This is a genomic window from Geomonas limicola (assembly GCF_014193675.1).
Classification (GTDB): domain Bacteria; phylum Desulfobacterota; class Desulfuromonadia; order Geobacterales; family Geobacteraceae; genus Geomonas; species Geomonas limicola.
In genome coordinates this window covers 157,067-181,417 of record NZ_BLXZ01000008.1, presented here as the reverse complement: position 1 = coordinate 181,417, position 24,351 = coordinate 157,067, and the positions used below count along the sequence as shown (strand labels likewise).

Sequence of the window (24,351 nt, the reverse complement as noted above, 5' to 3'; positions counted from 1 at the left end):
CGGCACCCTGTGGTAAGGCGGTTCCTCAAGGGGAGCAGGGACGGGAGCGGGGCTCGACCGCCGCTACTTTTCCTTGTGGAACATCTTGTCCCAGGAGGGGAGCTCCTTGCGCTCCTCTCCCGAAGCGGTGATTTCCGTGATGAGCCACTGTCCCTGGCGGTTCTCCAGCAGGTACTGGACATCGTAGCTGTAGTCCTTGACCTGGTTGGAGACCTCGTTGGTCTTCAGGTCGGCGTAACCGAAGTCCCAGACCTCGCGGGTCACCACGCGGCACTTGTTCTGCTGGCCGCAGTCGGTCTCCCGGAAGTCGATCTTTTTCAACTGGGACACCATCCGTTTTTTTCCCTCGGCGATGGCGGCCATGTGGTAGTAGGCCTTCTCGGCGAGCGCGGTGGTGGTCACCTGTTGCAGCGCAGTCATGTTGCCGGCCTGGTACCCCTCGATCAGGAGCCGGTTGTAGGTGAGGATCCGCTCCTGGACGGTTTTGGCAAGCGCTGGGCCACTTTGCACAGGACCGGCCCCCGGACTGGCAGTGCCGGCTGGCGCCGCTGGCTTTGCGGCCTCCTGTTTCTGGCAGCCGACCAGCGCCACAGTCAGAAGCAGCGCGAAGAGTATCTCTCTGGCAATAGTTAATTTTCCCATAGATCTACCTTTTAACATAAATCGATGATTCTGCACCAGCAATCGTTTCGCTCGAGCCAGAGCAGGGCAGCGAAGTCAAGAGAATGTTCTGCCAAGGCAGCTGCCGAAAAGCTCTGGGCACCTGAGACCACTCAGTGAGGTGGCAAGGCCACGGTGACAGGCCCAGGAGATGTCTGTGCTGAAGCGGTTTCGGCCGAGAAATGGCATTGACGTATCAGATTTTTTACGATAGAAAGAGTGACTACCGTTGGAAAGCGTTTTTTAAAGGCCGGAGTAACTCAGTTGGTAGAGTAGCTGATTCGTAATCAGCAAGTCGGCGGTTCGAGTCCGCTCTTCGGCTCCAGAAAAACAAGGGGTTACAGCTTATGCTGTAACCCCTTTGTTGTTTGACGCGCTGTCTTAGGTAGCACATGGCTGGCAGGCGGTCGCGCGGTGCACCGGCATCCCCCTCCACACGACCTGCCGAAAAGCCGCTGCGCCCGGGGGGGTACTTAGGAAGCGGCTACCTACCGATCCAGGCGGCACCAAAGACGCCGGCGGAATCGCCCAGATGGTTCTTGAGGATGGGGGTGGTAAGGTCGTTGTGGAAGGCGTAGTGCCGCACCCGCTCGACCCCCTCGGTGTAGAGTTCTGCGATGTTGGAGAGGCCGCCCCCCAGGACCACGGCGTCTGGGTCGAGGATGGAGATGAGGCCACCCAGGCAGCGCCCGAAGTCGTCCAGGAAGATATCGAAGCACCTTTGGCAGCGCGCCTCGCCCGCGCGGGCGCCGGCCACGATCTCGGCCATGGTGAGACTTTCGCCGTAGCGGGTGCGGAAGGCGGCCTCCACACCGGAGCCGCTGATCTTGGTCTCGACGCAGCCACGGTTGCCGCAGTAACAGGGAGCCCCCTGCGGGTCCACCGAAAAGTGCCCCCACTCGCCGCGGATCTTATGCGGCCCCTCACCCACTACGCCGTCGATGGCAAGCCCGCCGCCGCAGCCGGTCCCCATGATGACACCGAAGACCATCGGGTAACCGGCCCCCGCACCCATCCGGCACTCGGCGAGGGTGAAGCAGTCGGCATCGTTGCGCACCCCAACCGGACCCCCTAACAGCCGTTCCAGGTCCGCCGGCAGGGGCTCGCCGATCAGGCAGGTGGAGTTCGCGTTGCGGACCAGGCCGGTCGACTCATCCACCGATCCCGGTATCCCGATGCCGAGCGTCCAGGGGGCACCCTCAGGCACCCGGGCAGCGGTCCCGGCGACCAAACCGACAAGCGACTCCAAAACCGCCGGGTACCCGCCGGTGAGCGGGGTGTCCCGGCGCTCACGCCAGAGAGGGCTCCCGGTCGGGCTTAACAGCACCGCCTCGGTCTTGGTGCCGCCCAAGTCGATGCCGATGCGAAACGGTGTCGAGGTATCCATCGCTACTCCGGTGAGGCTCCAGGTATGCCCGGCGCGGCGGCCGCGGACGGACCCGCTACTCCTTCGAGGCGGGCTCTTCCGGTTTCTTCTCCTTCAGAAATACCACGAACGCGCCGGCGCCCCCCAGGTCGCTGGGTGCGGCGACGAACTCCGAGACCATGGCCTTCCCCGCCTCGCGCAGCCAGTTCCCCACGGCAATCTTGAGCACCGGCTCCCCCGGGGAGTTGTTCCCCTTGCCGGTGATCACCAACACCCCTTTCTGGCCGCGGTTGTAGGCACCGCGCACGAAACGCTCCAGGTTCTCGATCGCCTCGTCGCGGGTCAGCCCGTGCAGGTCGAGCTGGAAGTCGATGCGGATCCCGCCGCGGCGCACCTGCCTCAACCGGTTCACCGCCACCGGCTGCTGGGGAGGCGGTTCCAGGTTCTCGTCCGAAAAGCGCACGTCCAGCTTGAGCGACTCGACCGCCTTCAAAAAGACCCGCATCTCCTCGTCGTCTTTCTGCTCCTTGACCGCCTTGGCCTTCTCGCGGTGCGGCTGGCTCTTCACCGGGTTCATCGGCCGGATGTCGGCGAAGGCGTCCAGGAAGAGGAGCGCGTCCTCGAGCTCCTCCCGGCTCTTCTGCTTCTGCTGCTCTAGCGTCTGCTTAGGCGGCTTCGGCGGGGTCGGCTTCTGATGGGAGGCCGCTGCGGGCGGCTGCTCGCGCGTCTCCAGAGTCACCCCCTTGAGAGCCTTGAAGGGGGAGGCGGAGAACTCCTTTGGTTTGGGTGTCGGTTTGTCCTTTTTTTTCATGGTCCCCGTGCCTAGTCCTTCGCCACCAGTACGATCTCGATCCTGCGGTTCTTGGCCCGTCCCTCGTCGCTGTCATTGGGCGCCACCGGCTTGTACTCGCCGTAGGCCACCGCGGCCAAGAGCGTCGGGTCGATCCCCTGCTGCTGCAGGTAGCGGGCAACGTTCAAGGCGCGCGCCGAGGAGAGCTCCCAGTTGGTCGGGTAGCGGCGGGTGAGCGCCCCCACGATCGGCACGTTGTCGGTGTGCCCCTCAATACGGATCGCCTTGTCCTTCACGTTCTTCAGGATGTCGATCACCTTCTGCAACACCACGAGCCCCTCGGGCTTCACCTCGGCCTTGCCGGAGTCGAAGAGCACCGCGTCAATGAGGTTCACGGTGAGCTTCCCCTTGAGCTCGGAGATGGTCACCTCTCCCTTGGAGATCTCGCTCTTCATGGTGTCCAACAGGCTCTCGTAGGTCTTCGAGGTCTTCTGCACCTCGAGTTCCTTCTGTTTCTGGACCTGGGCGATCTCGTCCTTGAGCCGGGCGTTCTCGGCCTCAAGCTGTCCCATGCGCTGGCTCAGCTCCCCGATCTTCTTGTTCTTCGCGTCCGCGGTCGACTTGAGGCTCTCCTCGAGCCCCTGCTTGTCCTTCACCAGCAGGTCGCGCTCCTGCACCGTGCTTCCCAGGTCGGCCTTCAACTTTTTGAGCTGGTCCTGCAACGAGGCGTTTTCCGCCGAGAGCTTCTGGTAGGCGTTCTGCTGCTCGCTCAGGCTCTTCTCGAGTCCCTCGGCCTGGAGTTTCTTCGCTTCGTAGGTGCCGCTGGAAACGCACCCGGTCACCAGCGCGCAGGCGATAAAAAGGGCAATCATCACTGTTTTCGGCATGTCATCCTCCTTCGGTTTTTCTCGCAGATCCCCAGCCCGGCTGTTTGTTAAGAGAGCGGGGCGAATGGTTCACATTAACACCGAGCGCTCCAATAATGCCCGCTTTGCGCCGGCTGTCAATGCCTGGTTGCCTGAACCCGCTACGCGGCATTGCATTAATGCGCTCCAATTGGGCATGGTATACTACCAGTGTTTCAGGGGGGCTGTCAACGAAGCTCCCCGCTCCGGATGCCCAACAAGGGTACCCGGAGAGCCCACCAGCGGTGAAGGGAGTCGTCATGGGAACTGCAGGGAACCCGTCGGACACCGGGCGCAAGGACGGGGCGATCGATTCCGGGCTCGAGATCGCCTCGATGCTCATCAAGTCGGGCCACCTCGCCCCGGAGCAGTTGAGCTATGCCCAGCGCGTCAAGGACAAGCTACTCACCCCGCGCACCCTGATCGCGGTCATGCTGGAGCTCAACTTCTTTACCCGGGACCAGTTGCGCGAGACCCTGCGCCACAACATCGTCTCGGTGAAGCTCGGGGCGCTCTTGGTGGAGCTTGGCTACTTAAAGCCCGCCGAACTCCAGGCCGCACTGGGGATCCAGCGCGACGGCGGCCACACCAAGATGCTCGGTGAGGTGTTGGTGGAGCAGCGTTTCATCGAGGAGTACACCCTGGCCGAGGTGATCGCCTTCCAGCTCGGCTACCCCTACCTGGAACTCGAGCCGGACCAGGTGGACCGCACCCTCTTGTCCCGGATGCCCCAGCACTGGATCGCCCAGCACAGCTTCATCCCGGTCCGGGAGGAGAAGGGGCGGATTCTGGTGGCGATCGCCGACCCGCTCAACGCCGAGGCACGCCGCACCGCCGAGAAGCTCTTCGGAGCCACCACGACCTTCGCCATCACCACCTTGAAGGGGATCCGGGAGACGGTGAGCACCTTAAAGCGCGGCGTCCTGCAGGGGGACGGTACCGCCACCGACGAGCACACCGTGACCGGCATCGTCAACTCGATCTTCGAGGAGGCCCTGAAGGAGGGGGTGAGCGACATCCACATCGAGCCGATGCGCGCGGCCTTGCGGGTCCGCTTCAGGCGCGACGGCATGCTCACCCTCTACAAGGACTTCCCCAAGGAACTCGCCATGCCGGTGTCGAGCCGCATCAAGATCATGGCCGAGGCCGACATCGCCGAGAGACGGCGCCACCAGGACGGCAGGATCTGCTACGAGAGCGCCAAAAGCGGCCAGGTGCTCGACCTGAGGGTCTCCTTCTACGTGACCATCTATGGCGAGAAGACGGTCCTGAGGCTCTTGAGCAAGAAGGGGGATCTCCTCGACCTCAAGGACATCGGGATGCCCGCGCGCATGCTGGAGCGCTTCACCGACGACGCGCTGGACACCCCAAGCGGCGTCCTCATCGTCACCGGCCCCACCGGCAGCGGCAAGACCAGCACCCTGTACAGCTGCGTCAGGTACCTCAACGACCCCTCGAGCTGCATCGTCACCGTCGAGGAACCGGTGGAGTACGTGATCGAGGGGGTGGCCCAGTGCTCCATCAACCAGAAGATCGGGGTCACCTTCGACGAGACCCTGCGCCACATCGTGCGCCAGGACCCGGACATCATCGTCCTTGGGGAGATCCGCGATTCCTTCTCGGCCGAAACCGCCATCCAGGCCGCCCTCACCGGCCACAAGGTGCTCACCACCTTCCACACCGAGGACAGCGTGGGGGGGCTCTTGCGCCTGATGAACATGAACATCGAGGCCTTTCTGATCGCCTCCACCGTGGTCTGCGTGGTGGCCCAGCGCCTGTTGCGCCGCATCTGCCCGGACTGCCGGGAGCCCTACCTCCCCACCCCCACTGAGCTCAGGCGCATCGGGTACTCGAACCACGAGTTGCGGGGGGCGGAGTTCTCGGTGGGGCGCGGCTGCCCCAAGTGCCGCTACTCCGGGTACCGCGGGCGCATCGGGGTCTTCGAGATGCTCCTCCTGAACGAACTGGTGAAGGACGCCATCCTGAGCAAGAAGACCTCCTACGAGATCAGGAAGATCTCCACCGAGACCACCGGGATGGTCACCCTTTTGGAGTCCGGCCTGTGCAAAGCGGCCCAGGGGCTCGTTTCGCTGCAGGACACCGTGCGCCTGTTGCCGCGCATCGGCAAACCACGCCCGATCCAGGAGATCCGGCACCTACTGGGGGAATAAGCCATGCCAACCAGGCCCTTCGTCGAGATCATCAAGGAGCAGCTCGCCTCCGAGACCCTGAACCTCCCCATGTTCCACCCCATCGCACTCAAGCTGCAGGCCCTTTTGGCCGGCAAGGACTTCACCATCGAGCAGGTGGTGGCGCTCATCATCAAGGACCAGGCGCTCACCAGCCAGATCTTAAGGCTCGCCAACTCGGCCTTTTTCAGCGGCCTCTCCAAGGTGACCACCATCACCGAGGCGGTGGTACGGCTGGGGGCCAAGGAGATCGCCAACGTCGCCATGCTGGCCAGCCAGCAAAACAGCTACAACAGCTTCAGTATCCCGGAATTGAAGGTACACGCGCTCACACTCTGGAAGCACGCCATCGGGAGCGCCATCGGCAGCAGGTGGCTCTGCGAGCGGACCGGCTACAAGCAGATAGCCCAGGAGGCCTTCATTGCCGGACTGTTGCACGACATCGGGAGTCTTTTGATCCTGAAAGTGCTGGAGGGGATACTCTTGGGGGATCACGGCACCAAGTCCCTGTCCCGGGACCTGATCAACGAGATCATGGTGGCGATGCATACCCAGACCGGGCATGAAATGCTCTTGAAGTGGAACCTGCCGGAGCTTTACTGCGTGATCGTGCGCGATCACCACCAGGAGCAGCGCGACACCTCCAACGTGCTGTTGAGCATCGTGCGCCTGGTGGACGACACCTGCCGGAAACTCGGGCTCGCCGGGGCCCCGGCCGAACCGAACCTGATGCTGGCGGCGAGCTTCGAGGCCCAGGGGCTGGGTATCAAGGAGATCACCTTGGCCGAGCTGGAAATCATGATCGAAGACGCCATGGTGATGGTCAGCGCCGCTGCTTGACGTAGCGTGCGATCCCTTCCTCGAAGATCCTCTCGATCTCGTGTTTCTCCCCCCGCTCCCGCTTGGCCACGATGGAGAGCGCCAGGTTGGTCACCAGGCCGACCAGGAGCAACAGTCCCAGGGCCAGGCGCAGCCAGCGTGGGAACCTCTTTCCCGTCAGTTCCCGACTCTCGCGCGCCTCGCCGCGCCCCAGCCGTGCCAGTTGGGCCAGCTGTTCCCGCGAGACGTACCCCACGATGCGGTCCCGGTCTGCCTCCTCGATGAAACGGTAACGCAGCGCGGTCCGGTGCGAGTCGGAGACCGGTGAAGGCTGCACCGACACTACCTCCCCCACCAGTTCAAGGACCCGGTGCGGTTCCGGGATGTAGAAGGTGAGCTCGACGAGCTGCCCCGGGATGAAGCGCTCCGGGATGTCGATGCGTATCCCGCCGCCGCTCATGTTGGCGGCCGCCGGCGGCAGTTCGGCCCGCTGGGCCAGGCGCCGGCGCAGCTCCTCGCGCTGGTGGGCGACCTCCTCCGGTTCGCCCAGTTCGGGCTGCTGGGCGGCGAGTTCCTGCTCCCTCAACCTGGTACGCCAGCGCTCGCGCACCTCGACAAGGTGCTGGCTGGGGGGGAGCCGGTACTCCACCGGGAGGTAGACGTCCTGCCGGTAGTACTCACGCGGCTCAAAGGGGACCACGCCGTCCACCAGGCGCAGCTCCAGGGCACCTTGGGTGCCGTCGCCCACCACGATGCCACGGCAGCAGCGCCCCATGCCGTCCTTCTCCGGGCGGCGCACCTGGAGCATGCTGCCACGCGCGAGGTTGGCCCCGTCCGGGAGAGCGTCGCGGGAGAGCGCCACCTCCAGGAGGTCGCGCTCCAGCGAGTTCACCAGCGCCCAGTCCTGGAACTGCCCCCCACCCGCGATCGGGATGGCGATGCTGACCCGCGCCCCGACCGGGAAGCAGTCGGCATATTCAGTGAAGTCCCCTGCCATGTCCCCTCCGCCGCCCGCCGCTTCCGGCGTCCGGCATGATCCCGGCCTGACCGGCTGCCGGGGGTGGCCTCCCGAAAACGCCCCTGGTCCAAAGGGTCCGGTCGGCCTTACCCTACGTATCGGCGAGTAACGGCAAAGACTTAACTAAACGACGGTCAGTGCGCCTCGCTCCAGTTGGTTCCGAAGTTGAGATCCACCTTGAGCGGCACGCGCAGCGGCAGCGCCCCCTCCATCTCGCAGCGCACCAGTTCGGCCATCAGGTCACGCTCCCCGGCGGGCACCTCGAAGACCAGTTCGTCGTGCACCTGCATGATGAGCCGGCTCTTGACCCCTTCCGCCTGCATGCGCCGGGTCACCTTGATCATCGCCTCCTTGATGATGTCGGCAGCCGAACCCTGGATCGGGTAGTTCACCGCGTTGCGCTGGGCGAAGGCCCGGATATTCCCGTTTTTGCTCGAGATATCGGGGATCGGGAGCCGGCGCCCCAGGATGGTGCGCACGAACCCGGCGATCTCCGCCTCGCGCACGCAGCCGTCCAGGAAGGCGCGCGCCCCGCTGTGGCGCTCGAAGTAGTGGTCGATGAAGGCCTTGGCGAGCTTGGGGGTCACCCCCAGTTCCTTCGCCAGGCTGAAGGCCCCCTGCCCGTAGATCACCCCGAAGTTGATCACCTTGGCCTGGCGCCGCTGCTCGGCGCTCACCAGCTCCGGGAACATCCCGAACACCTCGGCCGCGGTGCGCCGGTGGATGTCCTCGCCGGCGGCGAACGCCTCGCAGAAGACCCGGTCCTCGGAGAGGTGCGCGAGCACCCTGAGCTCGATCTGCGAGTAGTCTGCGGCCAGCAGGAGCGACCCCTCCTCGGCGACGAAGGCGCGCCGGATGTCGCGTCCCGCCTCGCTGCGGATCGGGATGTTCTGCAGGTTGGGGTCCGACGAGGAGAGCCGCCCGGTGTTGGTGACCGCCTGGTTATAGGAGGTGTGGATCCGGCCGGTCTCCGGTTCCACGAGCCTTGGGAGCGCGTCGGTGTAGGTGGACTTGAGCTTCGAGATCGAGCGGTACATGAGCAAAAGCTTCGCCACTTCGTGCTCCGCCGCCAGGCGTTCCAGCTCCTCCACGTTGGTGGACCAGCCGGTCTTCCCCTTGGTCTTCTTGCCGACCGGGAGCATCATCCGCTCGAAGAGCATCTCGCCCAGCTGCTTCGGGGAGTTGATGTTGAAGGGGCCGCCGGCCAGCTCGTGGATGCGCGCCTCCAGCTCGACCAGCTCCTTGCCGAAGCCGGTGGAGAGCTCCCTCATGAGGTCAAGGTCGATCTTCACTCCGGTGAGCTCCATCTCGGCCAGGATCTCCAGAAGCGGCATCTCGGTCTTGAAGAGGAGCTCGGACATCCCCTGCTCCTCGACCTTGGGAAGCAGGATCTCGTGCAACAGGTAGGTGGCGTCGGCGTCCTCGCAGCTGTAGGGGCCGGCGCGGTCCAGGTCGACCTCGGAGAAGTTCAGCTGCTCCTTGCCGTTGCCGGCCACCTCGTTGTAGGAGATCATCCGGTGGTCCAGGTACTGGAGCGCCAGCGCGTCCAGCCCCTGGCTGCTGCGCCCGGGGTTCTCCAGGTAGGCCGCCAGCATGGTGTCGAGCCAGATCCCCTCCAGCTTCACGCCGGCGCGGCGCAGCACCTGGTAGTCGTACTTGAGGTTCTGGCCGATCTTGCGGATGCCGGCATCGGTCAAAAGCGGCCCCAGGTGCTCGATAACCGTCGCCTCGCTGAGCTGCTCGGGTGCCCCCAGGTAGCGGTGCCCTACCGGGATGTACCAGGCCTGGTGTGCCTTATGGCTCACCGCGAAGCCGACGATACGCGCCTCCATCGGGTTGAGACTCGTGGTCTCCAGGTCTATCGCGAAGGCGCCGGCCTTTTTCAGCTCGGCCGCGAGCGTGCGCAACTCCGCTTCCTCGAGGACCACGTGGTACTCCTCGCAGGAGAGCGTGGCCGAACTGGTGAGTTCCTTCATGAGGGTGGTGAAGCCGAACTCGCGGAACATCTCGGCGAGCTTCTTGGTGTCCGGCGCCGAGACCGAGAGGTCCTCCATGGTGTACTCGATGGGGACCTGGCAATCGATGGTGGCAAGCGTGCGGCAAAGCCGCGCCTGGTCGGCGAACTCCGCCAGTTTTTCGCTGTTTTTCCCCTTCACCTCGTTCGCGCGGGCGAGCAGTTCGTCCAGCGAGCCGAACTCCTGGATCAGCTTCTTGGCGGTCACCTCGCCGATCCCCGGCACCCCGGGGATGTTGTCCGAGGCATCCCCCCAAAGTGCCAGGACGTCCACCACCCGCTCCGGGGCGACGCCGAACTTCTCGTGCACCTCCGGTATCCCGGTGACCTTGTCCTTCATGGTGTCCAAGAGCGTCACGTGTTCGCTCACGATCTGCATCAGGTCCTTGTCGCCGGTCACCACCACGCAGTCGAGCCCCTTCGCCTCGCACTGGCGCGCGATGGTGCCGATGATGTCGTCCGCCTCGAAGCCGGTAAGCTCCAGCGCCGGAATGTTGAAGGCGCGCACCATCTCCTTGATCGGCCCAAGCTGCGGCACCAGGTCGTCGGGCATCGCCGAGCGGGTCGCCTTGTAGGCGGGGAAGAGCTCGTTTCTGAAGGTGTGCTTCCCGGCGTCGAAGACCACCGCCACGTGGGCCGGCGCGTGATCCTTCATGACCTTCAGAAGCATCTGGGTAAAGCCGTAGAGCGCGTTGGTGGGAAAACCGGTGGGGGAACTCAGGTGGCGGATGGCGAAGTAGGCCCGGTAGATATAGGACGAGCCGTCCAGGAGGTACAGCTTCTCGCGGTCAGTTGTCACCTAGTCCACCTCTTTGGTAAAGATGACGAAAGCCATTGCGGGACGCCGGCTCGAGTCGCGCATGGCGAACTGCAGCGTGTCGAACTTCCACCCCTTGGCGGTGAAATCGTTCAAGGTTTCCTCGATGGTCAGATCTGTGACGTCGCTTAGTTCAACGACCTTGTACTGCAGCATAGGTACTCCTCATTATTGCGTTTTTTCCGCAGCCATAGTAGCCCATAAGCTCGCGTCCTTCAAGGCGAAAGTTGTTGCAATACCCGGCATAACTGCTATGATTTGGGAAACTCAAAAAAGGGGGGTGTGCAGGGTCAGCAGACAGTCGCGTCAACGTCAACAACCAGGTTATAAGGGGAGTCAGCATGGTACAGAGCGAAGAAGTAAAAATTGACAAACTGGCGCAGGAAGCGGAACTCAACCTGGAAATCGACTATGAAAGAAGAGATCTAAAAGCACAGAGAGAACTGACCAAGCAACATCTCTACGACGGCTCCAAGAAACTCAAGCACACTGTACCAAAAGGAAAACGTATATAAGGGGCGGCGACGCCCAGTTAATATCGGGGAGGGGGTTGACATTCAACCTCCTCCCCCTTTAATTTCTGAGACAGTAGGCAACCCCGGAGGTGAGCGATGGCGATCGTCAAGTACAACCCGCTGAACGAGCTGCGCACCATGCAGGACAAGATGAACCGGCTTTTGGACCTGGCCTGGACGCGCGAGGTCGGCGACGAACTGCGCGAAGGGGTCTGGCTCCCGCCGGCGGACATCTACGAGGACGACACCACGGTCACCATCAAGGTCGAAGTACCCGACCTGGAGCAGAAGGACCTCGAGATCAGGGTCGAGGAGAACGCCCTCACCATCAAGGGGGAGCGGCGCCACCGCCCCGAGGTCCTCACCGAAAACTTCCACCGTATCGAGCGCTACTTCGGCCCGTTCCAGCGCTCCTTCTCACTCTCGCCCGACCTGGACCGCGACGGGATCGCGATCAGCTGCAACCTGGGCATCCTCACCATCACCATCCCCAAGACGTCGAGTCACAGCGCCGGCATCACCGTCGAACTCTAGGCTTACGACTCGTTCATGCTCCCGGTGCGGTACCCCTGGAGGTCGAGCGCCACGTAGGTGAAGCCGGCCGCCTTGAAGAACTCCAGGGTGCGCCGGCGCAGCTCGGGATCGATGAGCCGCGGCAGTTCCTGTTCGGAGAGCTCGATCCGGGCGGTCTCCTGGTGAAAGCGCACCCGGTACACCGTGAACCCCTCTTTTTTCAGATACTCCTCGCAACGCTCCACCTGGTTCAGGCGCCCCTCGGTGATCTCGGTCCCGTAGGGGAACCGACTCGCCAGGCAGGCGTAGGCCTGCTTCTCTGCCGTGGGTAGCCCAAGGCGCCGACTCAACTCGCGGATCTCGGACTTGCTGAGCCCCGACTCCAAAAGGGGCGAGCGCACCCCAAGCTCGCCGGCCGCGGTGCGTCCGGGGCGGAAATCGCCGAGGTCGTCGGTGTTGCTCCCATCGAGAACGGCCGCAAGCCCCGCCTCGACCGCCTTGGCGCGGCACAGGCTGAAGAGCTCGTGTTTGCAGTGGTAGCAGCGGTTTTTCGGGTTGTGGCTGAAACCCGGGATCTCGAGCTCGTTCGATTCCACCAGGATCTGCCGGGCACCGATCAGCAGCGCCAGGTTCTTCGCCTCCTCGAGCTCCGACTCGGGATAGGTCGGCGAGGTGGCGGTAAGTGCCAGCACCCGCTCGGCACCGAGCGTATCCTGGGCGACCTTGAGCAGGAAGGTCGAATCGACCCCGCCGGAAAAGGCGACCAGCACCGAGCCCAGCTCGCGCAGCAGGTTCTGCAGATTTTGGTATTTCTGATCCAGGGTTTCCATCAGGTCCTCCCGATTGAATTTTAGTGGCTTACCTTCCGGCGGCTGGGGACTGGCTCCGCCAGGTGCCTCTCCCCGTGGGCTCCGCTGCCACCGGAAGCGGCCGCAAGATGGTGGCAGCTCGCGGCGGTCCCGTCAAGTGGCGCTGCGGAAAAAAACAGATCCCCACGGCGGCTAGGCAATGGGGATCCGGTAGTTTCTCGAGGTGCCGGCACGGGTGTGCCGAAATCTTTTGCTAGATGAAGTACATGAAGCGGTGGTCCTGCTCGCGCTTGATGCCGAGCGACTCGCCACGCTCGCAGAGGGTCTTCAGGGTGACCGACTCGAAGAACTCGTTCAGCTTCGCGTTGGACTCCTCCCAGACCGTCTGGGTCACGCAGCTGCCGTCGAAGGTGCACTCACCCTTCTTGCGGCCGGTGCAGTCCACCAGGAGGGTGTCCCCCTCGGTCGCCTCGATCACCGCACGAACGGTGATCTCCTCCGGGCTCTTCGCCAGACAGTACCCCCCCTGCGGGCCGCGCTTGCTCTTCAGGATGCCGTGCTTCTTGAGCCCCTGAAAGATCTGCTCCAGGTAGCGCGGCGAGATGTCCTGGCGACGCGAGATATCCTGGATCTGTGCCGGCTGGCTTCCAGCGTTGTACGCTATGTCGAAAAGTGCCCTAAGGCCGTAACGGCTCTTGGTGGAGAGTCTCATCGGTAGTCCCCCGCTTCGGTAGTTAAGGCGAGACTACAGTACCACAGGTATCATGTCAAGAATATATACACGGCCGTGCGGCTCATCCCACATGACTCTCTGAGGGTTTACCAATAACGCTGGGGAGGCTCCACCCTACCCTGCCGCACGATCTCACCGTCCACCACCTTGAAGACGTCGCCGTACTGGTTGGTCCAGGTGTCCCCCTCCTCGAGCGGCATGGGAACCTCGCGCGCCCCCAGGAATACCTCGTCGTTGCCCAGGTAGGCGTACCACTCCAGGCTGCCGTTCATCCAGATCTTGTTCTTGATTTCCATTTCCCCTCCGCTCGCCGTTTTTTCCCGATCTTACTGAAAAGGGTGTGGCAAGGTCAAGGACGCCGGTTTTTTCTTGTTGGCGTCTGCGGATTTTGTTATTAGAGAGAGATACTACCAATCGGGGGCTTTTCATATGAAATTCACAAAGATGCAGGGTGCTGGCAACGACTACGTGTACGTGAACTGTTTCGAGGAGCAGGTGGCCGACCCGGCGGCGGTGGCCGTCAAGGTTTCCAACCGCAACTTCGGCATCGGCTCGGACGGCCTGATCCTCATCATGCCGAGCGACCAGGCCGACGTCAGGATGCGCATGTTCAACTCGGACGGTTCGGAAAGCGAGATGTGCGGTAACGGCATCCGCTGCGTCGCCAAGTACGCCTACGACCACGGCATCGTGACCAAGAAGGAGATCACCGCCGAGACCGGCGCCGGGATCCTCACCCTGCAGCTCTTCGCCAACGCCGAGAACAAGGTAGACAAGGTGCGCGTCAACATGGGACCGCCGCGCCTGACCCGCGCCGAGATTCCGATGCAGGGGAGCCCCGCAGAGAAGGTGATCAACGTGCCGCTCAACATCCTGCACTCCACCTTCAACATCACCTGCGCCTCCATGGGGAACCCGCACTGCGTCATCTTCGTGGACGACGTCGAGAACTTCCAGGTGGAGAAGTACGGTCCGCTCATCGAGAACCACGAGCTGTTCCCGCGTCGCACCAACGTCGAGTTCGTGCAGATCATCTCGCGCACCGAGGTTCGTCAGCGCACCTGGGAGCGCGGCGCCGGCGAGACCCTTGCCTGCGGCACCGGTTCCAGCGCGGTAACCGCCGCCTGCGTCCTGAACGGCCTCACCGACAAGAAGATCCTGAACCACCTCTCCGGCGGCGACCTGGAGATGGAGTGGGCCGAAGACGGCAACATCTACATGACCGGCCCCGCGGTCGAAGTCTTCAGCGGCGAGATCGCGATCTAGTCGTTGCCGTCGATCCCGACTGAATAGTCTCCACGCTGCACTCTCCACTACACCGGCTGCCCCGGCCCTTCCGGGGCAGCCGGTTTGTTTTTTCAAGGAGCCCCCGTGAGCACCGTCCCCAACTGCCCCATCTGCACCAAGTGGCAGGACGACCCCGACCAGCGGGTCATCGAACTCACCCAGACCAAGGTTTCCCTGAACCGTGACCAGTTCTTCAAAGGCTACTGCTTCGTCTACGCCAAGGACCACGTCACCGAGCTCTTCCACCTCGACGAGGCGGTCAGAAACCAGGTGATGGCGGAGGTTACGGCCGTGGCGCAGGTCCTTTACAACCTCTTTGCCCCGGATAAAATCAACTACGAATTGCTGGGTAACATGGCACCTCATATGCACTGGCACATCGTGCCGCGCTTTGCCAGCGATCCGCTCTGGCCCCGCCCGCACTGGAGCGAGCCGCACACCGAGCTTCTGCTCACCCCGCAGGAGTACCAGGAGCGTGCCGCAGCGATCAAAGCCCAGCTGAACAAGGAGTTCCCGTGGACCTGTTAGGCGCACACGTATCGATCGCCGGCGGCATCTACAACGCCCCCGAGCGCGGGGTCGCGGCTACCTGCAACGCGATCCAGCTCTTCACCCAGAACGCCAACCAATGGCGCGGCAAGATGGTCTCCGATGCCGACGCCAAGCTCTTCCAGGACAAGCTCGCTGCCACCGGCATCACCGAGGTGGTCAGCCACGACATCTACCTGATCAACCTGGCTGCCGCCCCCGGCGAGACCCGCGACAAGAGCCTCATCGCCTTCCGCGAGGAGATGGAGCGCTGCGCCCGCCTGGGGATCCGGAAGATCGTCATGCACCCCGGTTCCCACAACGGGGACGGCGAGGCGGTCGGCATCCGGCGCATCTGCGAGGCCTTCGACGACCTCTTCCCCCAGGTGCCCCAGTTTACCGGCAAGGTCCTTCTGGAGAACACCGCGGGCCAGGGCACCAACCTCGGCTACCGGTTCGAACATCTCAAGGCGATCATCGAAGGGACCTCCTTCAAGGATCACTTCGGCGTCTGCATCGACACCTGCCATGCCTTCGCCGCGGGGTACCCCATCTCCGAGCGCGACGGCTACCTGCGCAGCTTCGACGAACTGGACCAGGCGGTGGGACTTGAGAACGTGCAGGCCTTTCACCTGAACGACTCCAAGAAGGGGCTCGGCTGCAAGGTGGACCGCCACGAGCACATCGGTTCCGGTGCGCTCGGGCTCGAGACTTTCCGGTTGCTTATGAACGACGAGCGTTTCGTCTCGGTGCCGAAGTTCCTGGAGACCCCGAAGGGGGATGACGACGAGATGGACCGGGTCAACCTGAAGCTCTTGCGCAGCCTGATCGGCACCTGATCGGCATCGATCGGCCGCCACGGGGGAATCCATGCGGGAAAGAATCGAGATCGTAGCGGGGGACATCACCCGGCTTGCGGTTGATGCCATCGTTAACGCAGCCAACAGCTCCCTTTTGGGTGGCGGCGGCGTGGACGGCGCCATCCACCGGGCCGCGGGACCCGAGCTTCTTGAAGAGTGCCGCACCTTGAACGGCTGCCCCACCGGCGAGGCCAAACTCACCAAGGGGTACCGGCTCCCGGCACGGCACGTGATCCACACCGTGGGCCCGGTCTGGCACGGCGGGTACCAGGGCGAGCCGGAGCTCTTGCGCAACTGCTACCGGAACTGCTTCAATATCGCCCGGCAGCACGGTTTTTCCAGCATCGCTTTCCCCGCCATCAGCACCGGGGTCTACCGCTACCCGCTCCTCGAGGCCTGCCGCATCGCCCTGGAGGAAGCCCGGGGCGCCCTGGCCGACAATCCCCAGCTTAATAAGGTTTATTTCGTCGCGTTTTCGGACGAGGCCACACGGGCCTACCGGGACGCGGCTCAGGAGGTACTGACGTGAAGGCGGTGATCCAGCGGGTAACGGAAGCGCGGGTGCGCGTGGAGGGGCGGGTTGCCGGGGAAATCGGCCCCGGCGTCCTGGTGCTCCTCGGCGTCGAGATCGGCGACACCCTGGCACAGGCCGACTGGATGGCGGAGAAAATCGTCAACCTGAGGATCTTTGCCGACGAGGCGGGGAAGATGAACCTGGCGCTCAAGGATGTCAAAGGGGAGATGCTGGCGGTGTCGCAGTTCACCCTGGCGGGCAACTGCAGCAAGGGGCGGCGCCCCTCCTTCGACACGGCGGCCGATCCGGAGGAGGCGAACCGCCTCTATACCTACTTCATGGGGAAGGTGTGGGAATTTGGTGTGCCGGTGCAAAGCGGCATCTTCCAGGCCGACATGGAGGTTTCCCTGGTGAACGACGGGCCGGTGACCTTCATACTCGAGTCACCGGCCAAGAAGGTCACATAAGCGGACGGACCTCGTCCACCGTGAAGTAGACCACCGCCCGTAGCGCGGCCCCCGCCTGCGGTCCTGCCGCATTCCTGGCTCCCGCACGAATGCTCTCCAGCACCTCCCCCTCCTGTTCCTCCTTCTTCATGGTCAGGGATAGCCGCCAGCCGCTGTAGCCGCGGGTCGGCGCCAGGTACAGGTAGCTCGCGTGCGGGTTCTCCCGCAGGTTCAAGAGGCTGCGCCCCTCCGAGAACCCCCAGGCCAGGGTCTCTTCATTTATCACGTGCGGCACGGCGAATACCGCCTGGTTTATCACCCCCTGGGTGTTAGCGGTCGCGATGATGCCACGTCCTCCTTCCGGAAACAATTCAGCTAGTTTCATGGTGCCCCCTTTTTACTTTCAGCGCTCAAACTACCTATGTTAATCTATCGCGAGCTTGACAAATGTCCACTTGGCTTAACCAGAGGAAACCGACCGTGGAGCTGAAAGCGATACTCGATGGGCTCTACGCCAGTCGTTCCCAGGCCCACCTGGCCAACGACCCGCTCTCCTTCTGCCACCGCTATCCGGATCCCCGGGACCGGGAGGTGGTCGGACTGGTCGCGGCGGCCTTCGCCTACGGCAACGTGAAGATCATCCTGCGCAGTCTGGAGGGGATCTTCGCCGCCATGGGGCCCGAGCCGCGCCATTTCGTGGAAGGCTTTCAGGCCACGAGGGAGTTGCGCCGCTTTTCCGGTTTCAAGCACCGCTTCAACGACGGTCGCGACCTCTGCGCGCTGCTGCTCGCCTGCCAGACCATGCTGCGCGAGGCGGGCTCGGTCGAGGGGTGGTTCCTGCAGTTCCAGGACAGCGCCGAGGCCGACGTGACCGGAATGCTTTCCCGGGCGACCGAGGCGTTGAAGGGGTTGGACTATGCACCGGTGTTCGGCGACCACGGCATACCAGCCGATTCCTACTTCCCCTTTTTCTTCCCCTCACCCGCTTCCGGCAGCGCCTGCAAGAGGCTCTGCATGTTCCTGCGCTGGATGGTGCGCCCGGCCGACGGCATCGACCTGGGGCTTTGGCAGGGGTTGAGCCCGGCGCAGCTGGTTATTCCGGTCGACGCCCATATCCAGCGCATCTGCCGGTTCCTGGGGTTCACCAGCCGCAAGCAGGCGGACTGGCGCATGGCGCGCGAGATCACCGCCCGGCTTCGGGAACTGGACCCGGCCGACCCGGTGAAGTATGATTTTGCCCTGTGCCACCTCGGCATCTCCGAGGGGTGCGACGGCAAGGACCTCACCGCCTGCCTCAAGTGCCCCATCAGCGAGCTTTGCCCGAAAGGCGAGAGCTAGCCGCGCTAGCACCACTTGACTCAGATCGATCAGTCCGAACCGACGAGCGGACCGATGTTCATCACTACAAGAGGAGGGACAACAAATGCAAACCTTCGGCTTCTTAGGCCTGGGCATCATGGGAGCCCCCATGGCCAAAAACCTGCTCAAGGCCGGTTTCGCCGTTACCGTCTGGAACCGCTCACCCGAAAAGTGCGCCGAACTCGCCGCGCTGGGCGCCACGGTCGCCGCCACCCCGGCTGAGGTTACCGGTTCCTGTGCCATCACCTTCGCCATGCTGGCCGACCCGGCGGCCGCGGAGGCGGTCTGCTTCGCGCCCGATGGCGCACTGCAGGGGATCGGCGCCGGACGCAGCTACGTGGACATGTCGACCGTCGACGCGGCCACCTCCCAGAAGATCGGCGCCGCAATCGCCTTCAAGGGGGGACGCTTCCTCGAGGCGCCGGTTTCCGGCAGCAAAAAGCCCGCAGAAGACGGCACGCTCATCATTCTGGCAGCCGGAGAGCGCGAACTCTTCGACGAGGCACTCCCCGCCCTGGAGAAGATGGGGAAGAAATGCCTCTTCCTCGGTGAACTGGGCAACGGCGCCCGCATGAAGCTCATCGTCAACATGGTGATGGGCGGCATGATGACCATCTTGTGCGAAGGACTGGCGCTCGCCACCAAGGCGGGGCTCAGGAGCAGCTCGCTTCTCGACGTCCTCGACTCCGGCGCCCTGGCGAACCCGATGTTCAAGCTGAAAGGTGCCCAGATCGCCCAGGGGAACTTCGCGCCCGCCTTCCCCTTGAAGCACATGCAGAAGGATATGCGGCTCGCAATCGCGCTGGGTGATGACTTGGGACAGCCGCTCTTCGCCGCCGCAAACGCCAATGAGTCCTTCAAAAAGGCCCGAGCCCTCGGACTCTCCGACGAGGATTTCAGCGCGGTGTTCCAGGCCATCAGCTCATGAAGTGGCTTTTGACCTGTGGCGGTGTCGGGCTGCTCACCAGCGCGCTGCTCGACCCGGTCATCTACGCGACTCTGGAGAAACCGATCCCCTGGTGGCGCGATCTCCTCATGGGAGCCGCCGGGATCGTCTGCGTCTACCTGCTGGTCAAGTACCGCAGGGACCTCTAGCCGCTGGAACAGTACTTTGCCGTTGACAAAGAGGGGCTGCTCGACTTATTCTGCCTCAAAATTAAATAGTAAGACCTGCTTATCTAGAGTGGTGGAGGGAAAGGCCCTTTGAAGCCACAGCAACCGGTCCCCGTGGGACGCCAGGTGCTAAATCCTGCCGAAAGGCGAAGATGAGAAGGTGCTTGGATACGTTTAACACCCCAAAAGCCCCTTCTCTCATGTGAGACGGGGCTTTTTTGTTTTAAGAGGGCGCGACCCGCGACGAAGAGAGATATATGTCCTACGGCTTAGTAACCGAACAGCTGGTACGTTTTGATACCGAACTGCGCCTGGAAAGCGGCCGCATCCTCGGGCCGATCGAGATCGCCTACGAGACTTACGGGACGCTCAACGAGGAGCGTTCCAACGCCATCCTGGTAACCCACGCCTGGACCGGCAGCGCCCACCTGGCCGGCCGCTACTCGCCGGAGGAAAAGCGCGCCGGCTGGTGGGACGAGATCGTCGGCCCAGGGCGCCTTCTGGATACCGATCGCTTCTTCGTCATCTGCTCCAACGTGATCGGCTCCTGTTTCGGCTCCACCGGCCCCACCTCGACAAACCCCAAGACCGGCAAGCGCTACAACCTCTCCTTCCCGGTCATCACGGTGCGCGACATGGTGCGCGCCCAGGCCCTGCTCATGGACCGGCTCGGCATCGAGCGGCTCTTCTGCGTCCTTGGGGGCAGCATGGGGGGGATGCAGGCGCTCGAGTGGGCGACCCAGTTCCCCGAGCGTGTCGCCTCGGCCGTGGTGCTTGCCAGCACGCCGCGCCCCTCGGCGCAGGCCATCTCGCTCAACGCCGTGGCCCGCTGGGCGATCTTCAACGACCCGAACTGGAAAAAAGGGGAGTACCGCAAGAACCCCAAGGACGGTCTCGCCCTGGCCCGCGGCATCGGGCACATCACCTTCCTCTCCGACGAGTCCATGACGGCCAAGTTCGACCGACGCTTCTCGGCCCGCGACGGCCAGTTCGACTTCTTCGGCCAGTTCGAGGTGGAGCGCTACCTCACCTACAACGGCTACAACTTCGTGGACCGCTTCGACGCCAACTCCTTCCTGTACCTGGCCAAGGCCCTCGACCTCTACGACGTCGCCAGCGGCTGCGAATCGATGGAGGAGGCTTTCGCCCCGGTCAGCGCCCCGATCCAGTTTTTCGCCTTTACCTCGGACTGGCTCTACCCTCCGGCCCAGACCGAGGAGATGGTCGTGACACTCGAGAAGCTCGGCAAGCCGGTGGAGTACCACCTGATCACCTCAGCCTACGGTCACGACGCCTTCCTCCTGGAGCACGAGACCTTCACCCCGATGGTGCAGGACTTCTTCGCCAGGGTGAAGTTCTAGGAGGGAGACCGGCGCGACCGGACAAACCTCATCTCCACCACAGGAGCACCACGCAAAAAAGGGGCACCCTCAACCGGGGGTGCCCCTTTTCCATGACCGTCTTCAAACTACATCCCCTCGCCCTTTGGGAGGGAGGAACTCCGCGTTGCCGGCAGCCAGCCCTTTACGCCGGCAGATCCCTCCAGCCGAGGATCGTCGCGACGTCCTCGTTGAGCACCATGTCCTCGCCGGTCGGGAGCACAAACACCTTCACCTGCGAGTCGTCCGCGCTGACCAGCATCTCCTGCCCACCCATGAGCGCCATGAGGTCGCGCTCGGTGTCCAGCTTGATCCCGAACTGCTCCATCCCGGCCAGCGCCAGGCCGCGCACCGGCCAGTCGGCCCAGCCGTCACCGTAGGTGAACACGATGGCGTCCGGCTTGCCGGTCACCGCGATGTAGGCACCCAGGTACTTGCGCAGCCGGTAGGACTCCATCTCGAGTGCCAGACGGCAGCGCTCGTCCCCATCGTTGGCCTCGTTCATCACGATGCGCCGGTTCACCCGCCGCCCCACGATCCCCGCAACCCCGCTTTTCTGGTTCATGAAGAGATCGATCTCGGGTGCCGAGACCCCGGCCTGGTTCATCATGAAGGGGATGATGCCGGGATCGATATCGCCGCAGCGGGTCCCCATCATGACCCCCTCGAGTGGGGTGAGCCCCATGCTGGTATCCACCGACTTGCCATTGCGGATGGCACACAGGGAGACGCCGTCACCGGTGTGAATCGTGACCAGGTTGGCCCGGTCCTGCTCCACCCCGGCGAGCGCCGCACCCCGGCGCGCCGCGTAGAGGTGGGACTGGCCGTGAAAGCCGTAGCGCCTGATGCCGTGTTTCTCGTACCACTCGTAGGGAAGCGGGTAGAGGTAGGCCTCTTCGGGCATGGTCTGGTGGAAGGCGGTATCGAAGATGGCTACCTGGGGGACGTCCGACAAGAGCTCCTGTGCGGCGCGGATCCCGGCCAAGTTCGGCGTGTTGTGCAGCGGGGCGAGCTTCGCCATCTCCTCGATGGTCTCAACCACCTCTTGATCGATGAGCACGGACTGGGTGAACTTCTCACCGCCGTGCACCACGCGGTGCCCGATCCCCTTGATCTTGGCGACGCTGGTAAGGACGCCGACCTTGGGGTCGGTCAGGGTGTCCAGGACGAGCTTCAGTGCGCTAAGGTGGTCCGGGCAATCCCGCTCACGGTGCTCGGGCAGCCGCCCCGGGACCTCGTGGGTGATGAAGGAGTCGCCGACCACGATGCGTTCCACGCTTCCGGTCGCCAGGGAGACCAGGTGCCGCCAGTCGAAAAGCTGGTACTGCACGGAATATCTCCGGCAGTTGAGGGTAAGGATGAACATGCTGCTACTCCGATTCGTGGGCGACTGCGCCAAACGGGCAGTCAGCCACCCCTTGAGATATCCGGTGCAGGTAAATGCGGGGGGGAACGGGCGGGATCCGGACTACCGAAGCTGGTAAAAGAGGCAAACTACCATGCCGGCTCCGACAATGCAAGGGGGTCACCCCGGTGGGTTACCGGGAAGGGGCAGGCTGCAGCGCCAGATCGGCCAGTACCGGCCGGTGGTCCGAGGCGATCCCGGTCCCCGTCCAGCAGCGCAGCGTGACGAACCCGCGGCTCGACATCACGTGGTCGATACGCATGAAGGAGAGCCTGAGCCAGGGGAGACGGTGCTTGAGGAGCAGTTGGCCGTAGCTGAAGCCGTAGCCCCGACCGCGCTCGTCGAAGGCGTCTTTCAGCCCCTGCTCGGCCAGCATCCCCACCACCCGCGTGGTAACCGGAGCGTTGAAGTCGCCGGCCACCAAAACCGGCCCGGCCTCGCGGCTCAGGGCCCGGGCCACCGCGGCTGCCTGCAGCTGCCGAGTCTCGGCATTGTGGCTCAAGGCTTCGATCGCCAGGGGGAGGTACCAGGGACGCTTTCTGGCGGTGCGAAACTCGTTCAGACTGCGCCGCGGCGTCTTGAAGTGGACGTTGTACAGGGATACCGTGCTTCCCCCCAGGTGCAGCCGGCAGTGCAGGTACTCCTGCCCCTCTCCGGCCCGCGGCAGCTCGCGCACCTCCAGGTCCGAGAGGGGATAGCGGCTCGCGATGACGAACTGGCCGTGGGAGTAGACCTGCCAGTCCCGGAAGTATCCCGCCAGAGGGCCGGTGAGTGCACCGATGGCATCCTGGAAAAGGACCACGTCGGGCCGGCTGCGCTCCAGTTCCGCCAGAAGCGGCTCGAGCGGATAACTGCCGTACTTGATGTTCCAGGTCATGAGCCGCAAAGTAGCCGCGTTCGGGGCGGCCTGGGCCGCCGGCGCCGACCAGCGCAGTCCCATGAGCGGCCCCAGCACCCAGAGCACGCAGCAGAGCGGCAGCAACGCCCAGAGCCGTTCCACACGCCAAGCCAGCACGGTGAGCAGCAGGCCGGGCAGCGCCCACATGGCCTGGGGGAGGTAGAGGTTGAGGGCGCCGAACCACCAGCGGTCGGCGCCGGTCCAGTTGAGGAGGGTGATCAGGGCGAGAACGACGAGGTAAAGGGAGGTCGCAGCAAGCTGCCAGGGGAGTTTCAAGAGTGTCTCTCCACAGAGGAAAGGGGCGCGCGGCCCCTTACAGTTTCACTTTCTCCAGCAATGTGGCGCCCAAGGATGGGACCGCCGTGGCGACGTTGATGTTGCCGTCTGCGGGGATCACGGTATCGGTTCCGGCAGAAAGCTCGGCCACCCCCGAGATCACGTTCCAGTAGCTGGCCATCTCGTGCGGCAAGAGGTGCCAGTACTCTCCGCGGTACTCCCCCTGGATGTGCGTCAAGAGGTCACGGTACAGCCCCACCGGGTACTCGTCGAACCGGGGCCGACCGTCGAAGCACATGTAGTCCGGGTGGGTGTTCACCAGGGCCATGCCGCCGCGCTCGGCGATCCACTCGAGCTTCTTCTTCCAGATATCGATGTTACGTTCGCCGAACAGGATGTAGAGGGTGAAGTCCTGGGGGAGCGTGTACGGGAGTTCAACGTACCCCTTGGCCGGGTACTTGCCTTTCTGCAGGATCGGGAAGATGCTCCTCACGCCGTCGGACTGCGGCTCGAAGGGATCGGTGTCGAAAGAGGAGGCGTCGTAGCTTATGTTGAGCCCGTGCAGCCACTCGAAGTTGTGGTAGACGCACGGGGACCGGAACCCTACCGCCCCCCACTCCTTCAGGTAGCTGTTGATCCCCTTGGCGTGCTCGGCAAAGGCCGTTGCCGAGTCGTAGAGGCTGCGGTTGTGCTCCAGGCCGTGCACCCCCACCTCGAAACCGTGCTCCACCAGGAGGTTGCGCAGTTCGGGAGGGAGAGGGTAGTCGCGGGCCACGAAGTTGAACGAGGAGCGAAAGCCCATCTCCAGCTCAAGTTCCATGAGCTGCCGGGTCCGGGTCACCCCGCGTGCCGTGTCGACGTCGTGGGTGAGTACCACCGAGAAGCGCTTCCCGTTGGGCCACCCCAGGAACTGCGCAGGGACGCTCCCCGCGCCTTTGTCGATCGGCCAGATCTCGCGGTAGAGTCTGCGTTTCTGGCGGGCCACCAGGCTCCGGATGGCGATCTGCATGCGGCGTGACAACAGCGGCTTCACCTTGTAATAGGCGCGGGAAATGGCCTCTTCGCTGATGAGTTTCATGGTCGCTCCGAAATGCGTCGGGCCCGATGTGGCGGGCGCAGCTGAATTGTAAGCGATTGT

At 63.7% G+C, this 24,351-nt stretch carries 27 protein-coding genes, 1 tRNA gene and 1 riboswitch; of the genes, 14 read left to right on the top strand and 14 right to left on the bottom strand.

Annotation, left to right across the window (positions count from 1 at the left end):
* Positions 1-63 precede the first annotated feature (63 nt).
* Complete coding sequence (locus H7688_RS18465; RefSeq protein ID WP_183362687.1) at positions 64-642, bottom strand: hypothetical protein; 579 nt, start codon at positions 640-642, stop codon at positions 64-66.
* A 267-nt stretch (positions 643-909) separates the two neighbouring features.
* Here H7688_RS18465 and H7688_RS18460 point away from each other — a divergent pair.
* Positions 910-985, top strand: a tRNA-Thr gene (locus H7688_RS18460).
* Positions 986-1,144: 159 nt separating this feature from the next.
* Here H7688_RS18460 and H7688_RS18455 read toward each other — a convergent pair.
* From H7688_RS18455 to H7688_RS18445, 3 genes are read right to left on the bottom strand one after another with little or no spacing between them, the layout of a single operon-like run.
* Positions 1,145-2,047, bottom strand: a complete 903-nt coding sequence (locus H7688_RS18455; RefSeq protein ID WP_183362686.1) for an ROK family protein — start codon at positions 2,045-2,047, stop codon at positions 1,145-1,147.
* 55 nt (positions 2,048-2,102) lie between these two features.
* Positions 2,103-2,837 (bottom strand): Smr/MutS family protein, encoded by a 735-nt coding sequence (locus H7688_RS18450; RefSeq protein WP_183362685.1) that lies wholly within the window; start codon positions 2,835-2,837, stop codon positions 2,103-2,105.
* 11 nt (positions 2,838-2,848) lie between these two features.
* The gene (locus tag H7688_RS18445) at positions 2,849-3,703 is read right to left on the bottom strand and encodes an OmpA/MotB family protein (protein ID WP_183362684.1); all 855 of its coding nucleotides are present in this window, start codon (positions 3,701-3,703) and stop codon (positions 2,849-2,851) included.
* A 278-nt stretch (positions 3,704-3,981) separates the two neighbouring features.
* Here H7688_RS18445 and H7688_RS18440 point away from each other — a divergent pair, with 278 nt between their 5' ends.
* Both H7688_RS18440 and H7688_RS18435 read left to right on the top strand, forming a co-directional pair.
* The gene (locus H7688_RS18440) at positions 3,982-5,892 is read left to right on the top strand and encodes a GspE/PulE family protein (protein ID WP_183362683.1); all 1,911 of its coding nucleotides are present in this window, start codon (positions 3,982-3,984) and stop codon (positions 5,890-5,892) included.
* A 3-nt stretch (positions 5,893-5,895) separates the two neighbouring features.
* Positions 5,896-6,750 carry an HDOD domain-containing protein gene (locus H7688_RS18435; protein ID WP_183362682.1) on the top strand — a complete coding sequence of 285 codons (855 nt, stop codon included), beginning with the start codon at positions 5,896-5,898 and terminating at the stop codon, positions 6,748-6,750.
* On the opposite strand, the gene H7688_RS18430 is transcribed toward H7688_RS18435, so the two are convergent.
* The 3 genes from H7688_RS18430 to H7688_RS18420 form a co-directional block, all read right to left on the bottom strand.
* On the bottom strand, positions 6,734-7,726 hold the full coding sequence (locus H7688_RS18430) for a PilZ-like domain-containing protein (RefSeq protein ID WP_183362681.1): 993 nt from the start codon (positions 7,724-7,726) through the stop codon (positions 6,734-6,736). The two genes, H7688_RS18435 and H7688_RS18430, sit on opposite strands and share 17 nt — an antisense overlap.
* A gap of 155 nt (positions 7,727-7,881) precedes the next feature.
* Positions 7,882-10,560: a DNA polymerase I gene (gene polA, locus H7688_RS18425; protein WP_183362680.1), complete on the bottom strand. Its 2,679-nt coding sequence runs from the start codon at positions 10,558-10,560 to the stop codon at positions 7,882-7,884.
* Positions 10,561-10,734: a DUF4177 domain-containing protein gene (locus H7688_RS18420; protein WP_183362679.1), complete on the bottom strand. Its 174-nt coding sequence runs from the start codon at positions 10,732-10,734 to the stop codon at positions 10,561-10,563. It lies immediately after the preceding gene.
* Positions 10,735-10,919: 185 nt separating this feature from the next.
* Between H7688_RS18420 and H7688_RS18415 the strand changes: the two genes are divergently transcribed.
* Entirely contained in the window at positions 10,920-11,093 is a 174-nt protein-coding gene (locus tag H7688_RS18415; protein ID WP_183362678.1) for a hypothetical protein, read from the top strand.
* A 96-nt stretch (positions 11,094-11,189) separates the two neighbouring features.
* On the top strand, positions 11,190-11,627 hold the full coding sequence (locus H7688_RS18410; RefSeq protein WP_183362677.1) for an Hsp20/alpha crystallin family protein: 438 nt from the start codon (positions 11,190-11,192) through the stop codon (positions 11,625-11,627).
* Positions 11,628-11,629: 2 nt separating this feature from the next.
* Here H7688_RS18410 and larE read toward each other — a convergent pair whose 3' ends face one another.
* From larE to H7688_RS18395, 3 genes are all read right to left on the bottom strand, one after another.
* Entirely contained in the window at positions 11,630-12,436 is an 807-nt protein-coding gene (gene larE, locus H7688_RS18405; protein WP_183362676.1) for an ATP-dependent sacrificial sulfur transferase LarE, read from the bottom strand.
* A gap of 232 nt (positions 12,437-12,668) precedes the next feature.
* On the bottom strand, positions 12,669-13,127 hold the full coding sequence (locus tag H7688_RS18400; protein ID WP_183362675.1) for an RrF2 family transcriptional regulator: 459 nt from the start codon (positions 13,125-13,127) through the stop codon (positions 12,669-12,671).
* A 107-nt stretch (positions 13,128-13,234) separates the two neighbouring features.
* Positions 13,235-13,444, bottom strand: a complete 210-nt coding sequence (locus tag H7688_RS18395; protein ID WP_183362674.1) for a hypothetical protein — start codon at positions 13,442-13,444, stop codon at positions 13,235-13,237.
* Between the two features lie 133 nt (positions 13,445-13,577).
* Here H7688_RS18395 and dapF point away from each other — a divergent pair, with 133 nt between their 5' ends.
* The 5 genes from dapF (at position 13,578) to dtd (ending at position 16,804) form a co-directional block, all read left to right on the top strand.
* Complete coding sequence (gene dapF, locus H7688_RS18390) at positions 13,578-14,414, top strand: diaminopimelate epimerase (RefSeq protein ID WP_183362673.1); 837 nt, start codon at positions 13,578-13,580, stop codon at positions 14,412-14,414.
* Between the two features lie 105 nt (positions 14,415-14,519).
* Entirely contained in the window at positions 14,520-14,963 is a 444-nt protein-coding gene (locus tag H7688_RS18385) for an HIT family protein (protein ID WP_183362672.1), read from the top strand.
* Positions 14,951-15,802 carry a deoxyribonuclease IV gene (locus H7688_RS18380; protein ID WP_183362671.1) on the top strand — a complete coding sequence of 284 codons (852 nt, stop codon included), beginning with the start codon at positions 14,951-14,953 and terminating at the stop codon, positions 15,800-15,802. Before H7688_RS18385 ends, H7688_RS18380 begins: the two co-directional genes overlap by 13 nt.
* A gap of 31 nt (positions 15,803-15,833) precedes the next feature.
* Complete coding sequence (locus H7688_RS18375) at positions 15,834-16,352, top strand: O-acetyl-ADP-ribose deacetylase (protein ID WP_183362670.1); 519 nt, start codon at positions 15,834-15,836, stop codon at positions 16,350-16,352.
* Complete coding sequence (dtd, locus tag H7688_RS18370) at positions 16,349-16,804, top strand: D-aminoacyl-tRNA deacylase (protein WP_183362669.1); 456 nt, start codon at positions 16,349-16,351, stop codon at positions 16,802-16,804. The genes H7688_RS18375 and dtd overlap by 4 nt, the downstream gene beginning before the upstream one ends.
* Here the strand turns inward: dtd and H7688_RS18365 are convergent.
* Entirely contained in the window at positions 16,797-17,168 is a 372-nt protein-coding gene (locus H7688_RS18365; protein ID WP_183362668.1) for a pyridoxamine 5'-phosphate oxidase family protein, read from the bottom strand. The genes dtd and H7688_RS18365 overlap by 8 nt on opposite strands.
* Before the next feature lie 62 nt (positions 17,169-17,230).
* Between H7688_RS18365 and H7688_RS18360 the strand changes: the two genes are divergently transcribed.
* The 4 genes from H7688_RS18360 (at position 17,231) to metX (ending at position 20,616) form a co-directional block, all read left to right on the top strand.
* Positions 17,231-18,121, top strand: a complete 891-nt coding sequence (locus tag H7688_RS18360; RefSeq protein ID WP_246329880.1) for a TIGR02757 family protein — start codon at positions 17,231-17,233, stop codon at positions 18,119-18,121.
* Positions 18,122-18,206: 85 nt separating this feature from the next.
* Positions 18,207-19,070, top strand: a complete 864-nt coding sequence (locus H7688_RS18355) for an NAD(P)-dependent oxidoreductase (RefSeq protein WP_183362667.1) — start codon at positions 18,207-18,209, stop codon at positions 19,068-19,070.
* A complete protein-coding gene (locus tag H7688_RS18350; protein WP_183362666.1) occupies positions 19,067-19,237 on the top strand; it encodes a hypothetical protein in 171 nt (56 codons plus the stop codon). Before H7688_RS18355 ends, H7688_RS18350 begins: the two co-directional genes overlap by 4 nt.
* 76 nt (positions 19,238-19,313) lie before the next feature.
* Positions 19,314-19,414: riboswitch (SAM riboswitch) on the top strand.
* 98 nt (positions 19,415-19,512) lie between these two features.
* Entirely contained in the window at positions 19,513-20,616 is a 1,104-nt protein-coding gene (metX, locus tag H7688_RS18345; protein WP_183362665.1) for a homoserine O-acetyltransferase MetX, read from the top strand.
* 163 nt (positions 20,617-20,779) lie between these two features.
* Here metX and H7688_RS18340 read toward each other — a convergent pair whose 3' ends face one another.
* The 3 genes from H7688_RS18340 to H7688_RS18330 form a co-directional block, all read right to left on the bottom strand.
* Complete coding sequence (locus H7688_RS18340; RefSeq protein WP_183362664.1) at positions 20,780-22,000, bottom strand: acetate kinase; 1,221 nt, start codon at positions 21,998-22,000, stop codon at positions 20,780-20,782.
* 172 nt (positions 22,001-22,172) lie between these two features.
* Complete coding sequence (locus tag H7688_RS18335; RefSeq protein WP_183362663.1) at positions 22,173-23,213, bottom strand: endonuclease/exonuclease/phosphatase family protein; 1,041 nt, start codon at positions 23,211-23,213, stop codon at positions 22,173-22,175.
* Positions 23,214-23,250: 37 nt separating this feature from the next.
* Positions 23,251-24,291, bottom strand: coding sequence for a polysaccharide deacetylase family protein (locus tag H7688_RS18330; RefSeq protein WP_246329879.1), 1,041 nt, complete (start codon positions 24,289-24,291; stop codon positions 23,251-23,253).
* Positions 24,292-24,351 lie beyond the last annotated feature (60 nt).

Coding starts and splice junctions, on each gene's coding strand:
- H7688_RS18465 (WP_183362687.1), bottom strand. CDS start 642: ATGGGAAAATTAACTATTGCCAGAGAGATACTCTTCGCGCTGCTTCTG.
- H7688_RS18455 (WP_183362686.1), bottom strand. CDS start 2,047: ATGGATACCTCGACACCGTTTCGCATCGGCATCGACTTGGGCGGCACC.
- H7688_RS18450 (WP_183362685.1), bottom strand. CDS start 2,837: ATGAAAAAAAAGGACAAACCGACACCCAAACCAAAGGAGTTCTCCGCC.
- H7688_RS18445 (WP_183362684.1), bottom strand. CDS start 3,703: ATGCCGAAAACAGTGATGATTGCCCTTTTTATCGCCTGCGCGCTGGTG.
- H7688_RS18440 (WP_183362683.1), top strand. CDS start 3,982: ATGGGAACTGCAGGGAACCCGTCGGACACCGGGCGCAAGGACGGGGCG.
- H7688_RS18435 (WP_183362682.1), top strand. CDS start 5,896: ATGCCAACCAGGCCCTTCGTCGAGATCATCAAGGAGCAGCTCGCCTCC.
- H7688_RS18430 (WP_183362681.1), bottom strand. CDS start 7,726: ATGGCAGGGGACTTCACTGAATATGCCGACTGCTTCCCGGTCGGGGCG.
- H7688_RS18420 (WP_183362679.1), bottom strand. CDS start 10,734: ATGCTGCAGTACAAGGTCGTTGAACTAAGCGACGTCACAGATCTGACC.
- H7688_RS18415 (WP_183362678.1), top strand. CDS start 10,920: ATGGTACAGAGCGAAGAAGTAAAAATTGACAAACTGGCGCAGGAAGCG.
- H7688_RS18410 (WP_183362677.1), top strand. CDS start 11,190: ATGGCGATCGTCAAGTACAACCCGCTGAACGAGCTGCGCACCATGCAG.
- larE (WP_183362676.1), bottom strand. CDS start 12,436: ATGGAAACCCTGGATCAGAAATACCAAAATCTGCAGAACCTGCTGCGC.
- H7688_RS18400 (WP_183362675.1), bottom strand. CDS start 13,127: ATGAGACTCTCCACCAAGAGCCGTTACGGCCTTAGGGCACTTTTCGAC.
- H7688_RS18395 (WP_183362674.1), bottom strand. CDS start 13,444: ATGGAAATCAAGAACAAGATCTGGATGAACGGCAGCCTGGAGTGGTAC.
- dapF (WP_183362673.1), top strand. CDS start 13,578: ATGAAATTCACAAAGATGCAGGGTGCTGGCAACGACTACGTGTACGTG.
- H7688_RS18375 (WP_183362670.1), top strand. CDS start 15,834: ATGCGGGAAAGAATCGAGATCGTAGCGGGGGACATCACCCGGCTTGCG.
- H7688_RS18365 (WP_183362668.1), bottom strand. CDS start 17,168: ATGAAACTAGCTGAATTGTTTCCGGAAGGAGGACGTGGCATCATCGCG.
- H7688_RS18360 (WP_246329880.1), top strand. CDS start 17,231: ATGTCCACTTGGCTTAACCAGAGGAAACCGACCGTGGAGCTGAAAGCG.
- H7688_RS18355 (WP_183362667.1), top strand. CDS start 18,207: ATGCAAACCTTCGGCTTCTTAGGCCTGGGCATCATGGGAGCCCCCATG.
- H7688_RS18350 (WP_183362666.1), top strand. CDS start 19,067: ATGAAGTGGCTTTTGACCTGTGGCGGTGTCGGGCTGCTCACCAGCGCG.
- metX (WP_183362665.1), top strand. CDS start 19,513: ATGTCCTACGGCTTAGTAACCGAACAGCTGGTACGTTTTGATACCGAA.
- H7688_RS18340 (WP_183362664.1), bottom strand. CDS start 22,000: ATGTTCATCCTTACCCTCAACTGCCGGAGATATTCCGTGCAGTACCAG.
- H7688_RS18330 (WP_246329879.1), bottom strand. CDS start 24,291: ATGAAACTCATCAGCGAAGAGGCCATTTCCCGCGCCTATTACAAGGTG.